The following is a 7,674-nucleotide window of genomic DNA, read 5'->3' as shown; positions in this document are numbered from 1 at the left end:
GGGGGAGGGCGGGCAGGAGGGGTTGTTCTGAGGGGGTGGGGAGGGGCGGACTCTTCGGTACGGGGGCTTCGGGTTTCGGGCTCCCGGGGCTTTTCTGGTGAGCCCCGGGAGCCCGGAGGCCCCGCCTGAGCCGGAGCCTGAGTTGGTGGCGGGTGCGGTGTTTCGGGGTGCGCGGTCAGGTGGTGGTTGCCGCTGAGGTCGCTGGGGGCACTGAGGCCCCTCCCGCCGCCTCTTCTGTTGTCTCTGCCGCTGGGGTGGGTGTTGCGGTGGCCGCTGCCGTGAGGGTGTGGAGGGCGGTGCGCAGTTCGTCGAGGGTGGCTTCGTCGGTGACGCGTTCGGTGGCGGGGTCGATCTTCGGGCCGATGGCGGGGATTTCGCGGCAGGCGTCCTTGACGACCTGGCCCGTCATCATGCGGAGCACCTCCCGCAGCTGCGCGTTGGCGTGAGTGCCGCCGGTGGGGAACGGCGATGCGGTGATCACGGCCACCGGCTTGTCGACGCACTCACCGCTGCTGACCAGCCAGTCGAGCGCGTTCTTGAGGGCGCCCGGGACGCCGTGCGCGTACTCGGGGCTGACGATGAGCAGCGCGTCGGCGGCGGCGACGGTGGCACGGAGGGCGGCTACGGGTGCGGGTGGCGTCGCGCCCTCGCCGTCCAGGTCGGGGTTGAAGTGGGGCAGGGCGGCGATATCGGCGGTGGCGGTCGGGCCGTCGAAGAAGGCCAGCGCGGAGCGGAGCACGGCACCGTTCGAGGAACGGGCACGCAGGCTGCCGGACAGGGCGACGAGTCTCATGGGGCGACGGTACGCCCGGGGGCTGGGCGGGGGTGCGGTGGATTTGCCGGGGGCCGGGGGTGCTGGTGGTGGGGATGCGGTGGTGCTGGTGCTGGTGCTGGTGCGAGTGCGGGTGTGGCTGGTTCTTTCTGGGGCGGTCCGGTGTCGGCTGGGTGGCTTCAGGGGCGGTTGGTCGAGGGTGGCGGTCATGGTGCCGATGAGGCGTCAGGAACCGTGGCAGGAAGCGTTGTTGCTGGTCAGGGGGATTGTCAGTGGTGGATGAGAAGGTGGGATGCAGTGATCGGGGTGGGCCGCGCGGGGGACGGTCCAGCTCAGTCGTGTCCGGGTTGTTGGTGACGGGGGAGTGGTGATGAGTGGGGGTGCGGAACGAGGGCGACGTTCAGGGGGGACGGGCGTGGGCGCGGTGCGCAGGTTGTGACGGACCTGAGCCGGGAGGGCCGGCGGGCGCCGCGCGGGGTTGGGGCGGGCTACAGGAAGCGTTGCTGGTCGGGGGCACGGATCGGGGCAGGAGCGAGGGGGTGATCCAGCGGGACGAGGTGCCGGGCCGAACCGGGCGTAGTACGGGGCGGTGGGCCTGGGCCGTGACGGCTTGAGCTGGGGGAAGGGGGAGCGGCGGGCCCCAGGTTTGTGACGGGCCTGGGGGTGAGGGGGAAGCCGTGAAGCTCAGGTTGTGACGGGGGAGCTGGGGCGGGGCGGCGAGACGGTGGGCGTTGGGGCGTCGAGGCGTCAAGGACCGAGGCGTCGGGGCGGGGGTACGGGCCCGACGTGCGTGTGGGGGACGGGCCCGACGCGCGGGGGACGGGCGCTGGGGCCGGACGGGGGAGCTGCCCGAACGGGGAGGCAGCCGACCGGCGGCGCCGCACCTCGTGCCAGGCGGGGTGAGGGGGGAGGGGAGAGACCGGTGCCGAAGACGTAGGTCAAGCACCGAGGCCAAGCACCGAGGTCGAACGTCGGGGGCAAGCACCGGGGGTCGCACGTCGGGGGCAAACTCCGAGGGCGATCACCAAGGTCGAACATGGGGGGGCGGGCGCCGGGGGAAACATCGGGACCGAACCCTCAGGGGATTCTCAGGGTTTTCACAGAAAGGGGAAAGGGGGCTCTCACGGGGGAGGGGCACGTTCGGGGCATGACCGTGACTTCATCGCCGTCCGCTGTATCCGCGGGGCCTTCGGGTGCCCGGCCGTACCGGTCCGCCGTGGGGGGCGGCGGGGAGGCCCGTGCACCCGGTGGGCAACAGGGGCTGCTGCGGGCCGACGGGAGCCCGGTGCGGGTGCTGGTGGTGGACGACGAGTCCTCGCTCGCCGACCTGCTGTCGCTAGCCCTCCGCTACGAGGGCTGGGACATCAGGGCCGAGGGCGACGGCGCCGGGGCGCTGCGCTGTGCCCGGAGTTGGCGGCCGGATGCGGTGCTGCTCGATGTGATGCTGCCGGACATGGACGGGCTGGCGGTGCTGTCCCGGCTGCGGCGTGAACTGCCGGATGTGCCGGTGCTGTTCCTGACGGCCAAGGATTCCGTCGAGGACCGGATCGCCGGGCTGACGGCGGGCGGCGACGACTACGTCACCAAGCCGTTCAGCCTGGAAGAGGTGGTGGCCCGGTTGCGGGGGCTGTTGCGCCGGGCGGGTGCCGCGGCGGCGAAGAGCGCCTCGGTGCTGACGGTCGGCGATCTGACGCTGGACGAGGACAGCCATGAGGTGACGCGGGGCGGGGACGACATCCGGCTGACCGCCACCGAGTTCGAGCTGCTGCGCTACCTGATGCGTAACCCGCGGCGGGTGCTGAGCAAGACGCAGATCCTGGACCGGGTCTGGAGCTACGACTTCGGGGGCCAGGCCAACGTCGTCGAGCTGTACATCTCGTATCTGCGACGGAAGATCGACGCCGGGCGGGAACCGATGATCCACACCCGCGGCGCGAACGCGGACCCGGGCGCGAACGCGGACCCGGGCGCGAACGCGGACCCGGGCGCGAACGCGGACCCGGGCGCGAACGCGGACCCGGGGGCGAACACGGGCGCGAGTACGGCACAGACACAGGCACAGAGACAGACCTAGACACGGATACGAGTGCGGATGCGGGCGATGGCGTATCGGGGAGGGGGAGGAGTAGAGGGAGCCGGGGACGGCGGGGTGGCTGAGGGGCGTCGGGCGGGCGGTAACCGTGTCCCCGCTGGTGCAGGGGCTGGTGCCGGTACCGGCACGGAGGGCGATGCGCTTCCCCGTGGTGACGGTGCTCCCCGTCGTAGCGGCGTCCCGCACCGCAGCGGCGTCCCGCATCGCAGTGGCGCCTTGACCCGTAGGAGGGGGCTCGGCCGTACGGGGGCTCCTACCCGTAAGGGCTTCTTCGGTCGATCGGCCGGGCGTGGGGCCTGGTCGCTGCGGACGCGGCTGGTGGTGGCGGCCGTGGGGCTGATCGCCGTGGTGGGGGCGGTGATCGGGGTGGTGACGACGGTGGCGTTGCACTCGTATCTGCAGGAGCAGTTGGACGGGCGGTTGGAGGAGGCGGTGGGGCGGGCGGCGCGGCCACCGCGGGAGGTGGTGGTGCATGCCGGGAGCCTCGACTTCGTTGCGTTGGGCGGGCAGCACTGGGGGACGGTGGGGGCGCGGGTGGCGCCCGACGGGGCGGTGGGGGCCGGGGCGCGGAGCAACGGTTCGCTGAGCCGGGTGCCGTCGGAGCGGCTGGACGCGCTGTCCGCAGGGCAGACGGCGGCGCTCGGGTCGGTACCGCGGGACGGACGGCCGCACACGGTCGCGCTGCCGGGGCTCGGCGACTACCGGGCGGCGTTCGCGCCGGACGGGTCGCTGGTGATGGGCCTGCCGCTGGACGATGTGCAGGACACGGTGGGGACGCTGGTGGCGGTCGAGGCGTGTGTGACGGGTGCGGGGCTGCTCGCGGCCGGGATCGCCGGAGCCGCGATGGTCGGGTTCGCGCTGCGGCCGCTGCGCCGGGTCGCGGCGACGGCCACGCTGGTCGCGGAACTCCCGTTGCATCAGGGGGAGGTGGCGCTGCATGTACGCGTACCGGAGAGCGAGTCGGACGGGCGGACGGAGGTCGGGCAGGTCGGCGCGGCGCTCAACCGGATGCTGGGGCATGTCGGTTCGGCGTTGGCGGCGCGGCAGGAGAGCGAGATGCGGGTGCGGCGGTTCGTCGCCGACGCCAGCCATGAACTGCGGACGCCGCTCGCCTCGATCCGTGGGTACGCCGAGCTGACCCGGCGCGGCGACGAACGGCCCGGTCCGCGGACGCGGCACGCCCTGGGGCGGATCGAGTCGGAGACGGAGCGGATGTCCGGGCTGGTGGAGGACCTGCTGCTGCTCGCCCGGCTCGATTCCGGGCGGCCGTTGGCGTATGCGCCGCTGGACCTGTCGCCGCTGGTCGTGGACGCGGTGAGCGATGCGCAGGCGGCGGGGCCCGGGCACCGGTGGCGGCTGGATCTGCCCGTCGAGCCGATGACGGTACGCGGGGACGCGGCGCGGCTGCCGCAGGTGTTGGTGAACCTGCTGGCCAACGCCCGGGTGCACACGCCGGAGGGGACGACGGTCACGGCGCGGGTGCGGGCGGCGGACGGTGGCGGCGCGGTCCGGCTGGAGGTCGTCGACGACGGTCCGGGGATCGCGCCGGAGTTGCTGCCGCACGTCTTCGAGCGGTTCGCGCGCGGCGATGCGTCCCGCTCCCGCGCGGCCGGGAGCACGGGGCTGGGCCTGGCCCTGGTGCAGGCGGTGGTCACGGCACACGGCGGCACGGTGACGGTGGAGAGCGTGCCGGGACGGACGGTCTTCGCGGTGGTGTTGCCGGGGGGAAGGGGTGGGCCGGGTGAGGGGGCTGGTGGGGCGCCCGGGGCTGCGTCCGGCGCAGCGTCGGGTGGGGCGTCGGATGGTGTGCCGGGTGAGGTGTACGAGGTGTCCGTTGCCGGGGCGGGCGAGGTGGCGGGTGGTGACGCGGCCTCGGAGCGCGGGGCTGTGGCGCGGGGCGATGACGGGTCGGAGCCGGGGCCGGGCGTGGGGCCGTTGGTGCCGTGAGGGGTGGCGCTGAGCTGGGAGAGCCAGGGGCGAGCCCGAGGGGCGGGGCGGAGGCCCCGGGCGTGGGGGTTGGACGGGGCGCAGCGGTCGGGAGAGCGGTCCCGTAAGGGATGGGCCTAGGCCGCAATTAGGGCCGGGCCGAGGGGAGCCCCAATCAGGGCCGATTCGAGGGGGTCGGGGGTAAGGCTGGATGAAGGCCCCGGAGGTGAAGGGCAGATGTGGAGGTCAGCGGGCGGGAGGGCGGTCCCGTAGGGGATGGGCCTGGGCCGTAATCAGGGCCGGGCGCGGGAAGTCGAAATGAGGGCTGAGCCGAGGGTTGAGCCGAGGGCCGAGCCGAGGGCCAGAGGTAGGCCCCGGAGGTGGAGGCCAGGCGCGAAGGGCAGCGGGCGGGAAGCGGCATGGAAGGGGCGACCTGAGTCGCATTCAGGGCCGAGCGGCGCGGGGTCGGGATCAGGGCCGAGCGGTGTGGGGCTGGAATCAGGGCCGAGCGGTGTGGGGCTGGAATCAGGGCCGAGCGGCGCGGGGCTGGAATCAGGGCCGAGCGGCGCGGGGCTGGAATCAGGGCCGAGCGGCGTGGGGTCGGGATCAGGGCCGAGCGGCGTGGGGCCGGGATCAGGGCCGAGCGGCGTGGGGCCGGGATCAGGATCGAGCGTCACGGAGCCGGGATCGGGGCCGAGCCGAGGAGAGCCGGAATCAGGCGTCGAGGAATGGCGGAATCCGGCCCGAGGCCGAGGGCCGGGTGGAGGTCGGGTGCGTCCCGGCAAGCCCGTAGCGGATGCCTGGCGCTGCAGGTCAGGGCCGGTGCCAGGTGCCTGACCCGGGGTACCGCCGAGATCTCACAGCTCATGCACAGCGTCAGCACACGGTCGTGACAGCGGGGTTGGCGAGCGTTCCCCCGTGACGCCAAGCGAGACGCCAAGCGACAGGACACGAAGCGGTACGCCGGGGAGCGGTACGGGCGAGCCGGACCGGAACGGCCCCTTCGACCGGAACCCTCCCTCCGGCCGGAACGGCTCCTCCGGCAGGAGCGGCTCCTCTGGCGGGAGCGGCTTCTCCGACCGGAACGGTCCCTCCGGCCGGAACGGCTCCTCCGGCAGGGACAGTTGCTCCGCCCGGAACGGTCATCCGAATCAGCCCGGTACGCCCGCTGTGCAGCGCGGCCAACGCGCCGGTCAGGCCCAGCCGTACGGGCGGCCCCGGCCAGGCGGTCCCGGCGACGCTTCCGCCGCCTCCACCGCACCAGCCGCCTCCACCGCACCGGCCACCTCCACCGAACCAGCCACACCCGCGACATCGGCCATACCTGCGGCACCAGCCGCTCCCACCACACCCATCACCCGCACCGCAGGGGCCGGAGAAGCCGGAGAAGCCGGAGAGGTCAGAGAGGCCGGAGAAGCCGGAGAGACCGCCTCCGCCCCCTTCGTCGCCTCCGCCCCCTCCACCGCGCCCGCCTGGGCAACTCTGGAGGCCCTCCCCTCCCGGGAGCATCTGCGTCCCGGGGGCGGTGGGGTGGTCCTCGATGTCGTCATTCCCGTTTACAACGAGGAGCGCGATCTCGGGCCGTGTGTGCGGCGGTTGCATGCGTATCTGGGGCGGACGTTTCCCTACGGGTTCCGGATCACCATTGCCGACAATGCGAGTACGGACCGGACCCCGGAGGTCGCCGCCGGGCTAGATGACACGTTTGACGAGGTCACGGCCGTACGGCTGGAGCAGAAGGGGCGGGGGAGGGCGCTGCGGCGGGTGTGGTCGATGTCGGGGGCGCCGGTGTTGGCGTACATGGACGTCGATCTGTCCACGGACCTCAACGCGCTGCTGCCGCTGGTCGCCCCGTTGATCTCCGGTCATTCGGATCTGGCGATCGGCTCGCGGCTGGCGCGGAGTGCGCGGGTGGTGCGGGGGCCGAAGCGGGAGTTCATCTCGCGGACGTACAACCTGATCCTGCGCGGCTCGTTGGCGGCGCGGTTCTCGGATGCGCAGTGCGGGTTCAAGGCGATCCGCGGGGATGTCGCCGCGCGGCTGCTGCCGCTGGTCGAGGACACCGGCTGGTTCTTCGACACCGAGCTGCTGGTGCTGGCCGAGCGGGCCGGGCTGCGGATCCATGAGGTGCCGGTGGACTGGATCGACGATCCGGACAGCACCGTCCATCTCGTCCGGACGGCCACCGATGACCTCAAGGGCGTGTGGCGGGTGGGGCGGGCGCTGGCCACCGGGGCGTTGCCGCTGGACCGGTTGGCGCGGCCGTTCGGCGACGATCCGCGGGACCGGGCGCTCGCGGGCGTACCGGGCGGGCTGGCCCGGCAGCTCGTCGGCTTCTGTGTGGTCGGTGTGCTCAGCACGCTCTGCTACCTCGGGCTGTACTCCCTGGCCCGGCTGGGCGTGGGCCCGCAACTGGCCAACGCGGTGGCGCTGTTGCTGTCGGCGGGCGCGAACACCGCGGCCAACCGGCGGCTGACGTTCGGCGTACGGGGCCGGGACCGGGCGGTCCGCCACCAGGCGCAGGGCCTCGCCGTGTTCGCCATCGGACTGGCTCTGACCAGCGGTTCTCTCGCCGCGCTGGATGCCGCGTCGGGCCGTCCCACGCACGCCACCGAACTGGCCGTGCTGATCGCGGCGAACCTCGCCGCCACCGTTCTGCGCTTCCTCCTCTTCCGGGCGTGGGTCTTCCCCGACCGCGAGCGGGAGCGGGCACGTGTCGGCGGGCCGCGGAACGGGGCGGCGGGGACACCCCCGACGGCCCCGGGCCCCGGCGTTCCGGCGCCGCCCCGCGTGGTGTCCGGCCCGACGCTCCGTACGGTGCCCGGCCAGGCGCCGGACGCCCGCACCATCCCACCCCGCGACAGCGCGTCCGACGGCACCCCGC

Annotated in this window: 3 protein-coding genes and 1 pseudogene; 3 read left to right on the top strand and 1 reads right to left on the bottom strand. The window is 73.6% G+C overall.

The window, feature by feature from the left end; genetic code table 11:
• Positions 1 to 175 precede the first annotated feature (175 nt).
• Complete coding sequence (locus IF23_RS0121385) at positions 176 to 793, bottom strand: NADPH-dependent FMN reductase (protein WP_051739774.1); 618 nt, start codon at positions 791 to 793, stop codon at positions 176 to 178.
• Positions 794 to 2,036: 1,243 nt separating this feature from the next.
• Here IF23_RS0121385 and IF23_RS0121375 point away from each other — a divergent pair.
• The 3 genes and pseudogenes from IF23_RS0121375 to IF23_RS32920 all read left to right on the top strand — a co-directional run.
• Positions 2,037 to 2,846, top strand: coding sequence for a response regulator transcription factor (locus IF23_RS0121375; protein ID WP_425423862.1), 810 nt, complete (start codon positions 2,037 to 2,039; stop codon positions 2,844 to 2,846).
• Between the two features lie 333 nt (positions 2,847 to 3,179).
• A complete protein-coding gene (locus IF23_RS0121370; protein WP_245655048.1) occupies positions 3,180 to 4,811 on the top strand; it encodes a sensor histidine kinase in 1,632 nt (543 codons plus the stop codon).
• 1,461 nt (positions 4,812 to 6,272) lie between these two features.
• Positions 6,273 to 7,487, top strand: a pseudogene (locus IF23_RS32920) (bifunctional glycosyltransferase family 2/GtrA family protein); the annotation flags it as partial.
• Between the last annotated feature and the right edge of the window lie 187 nt (positions 7,488 to 7,674).

It is taken from the genome of Streptomyces catenulae (assembly GCF_000718015.1).
Classification (GTDB): domain Bacteria; phylum Actinomycetota; class Actinomycetes; order Streptomycetales; family Streptomycetaceae; genus Streptomyces; species Streptomyces catenulae.
The sequence above is the reverse complement of the archived record's forward strand: the minus strand, read 5'-3'. Positions and strand labels throughout refer to the sequence as shown.

Bases quoted from the DNA above. Each gene is read 5' to 3' on its own strand.
- IF23_RS0121385 (WP_051739774.1), bottom strand. From the start codon at position 793: ATGAGACTCGTCGCCCTGTCCGGCAGCCTGCGTGCCCGTTCCTCGAAC.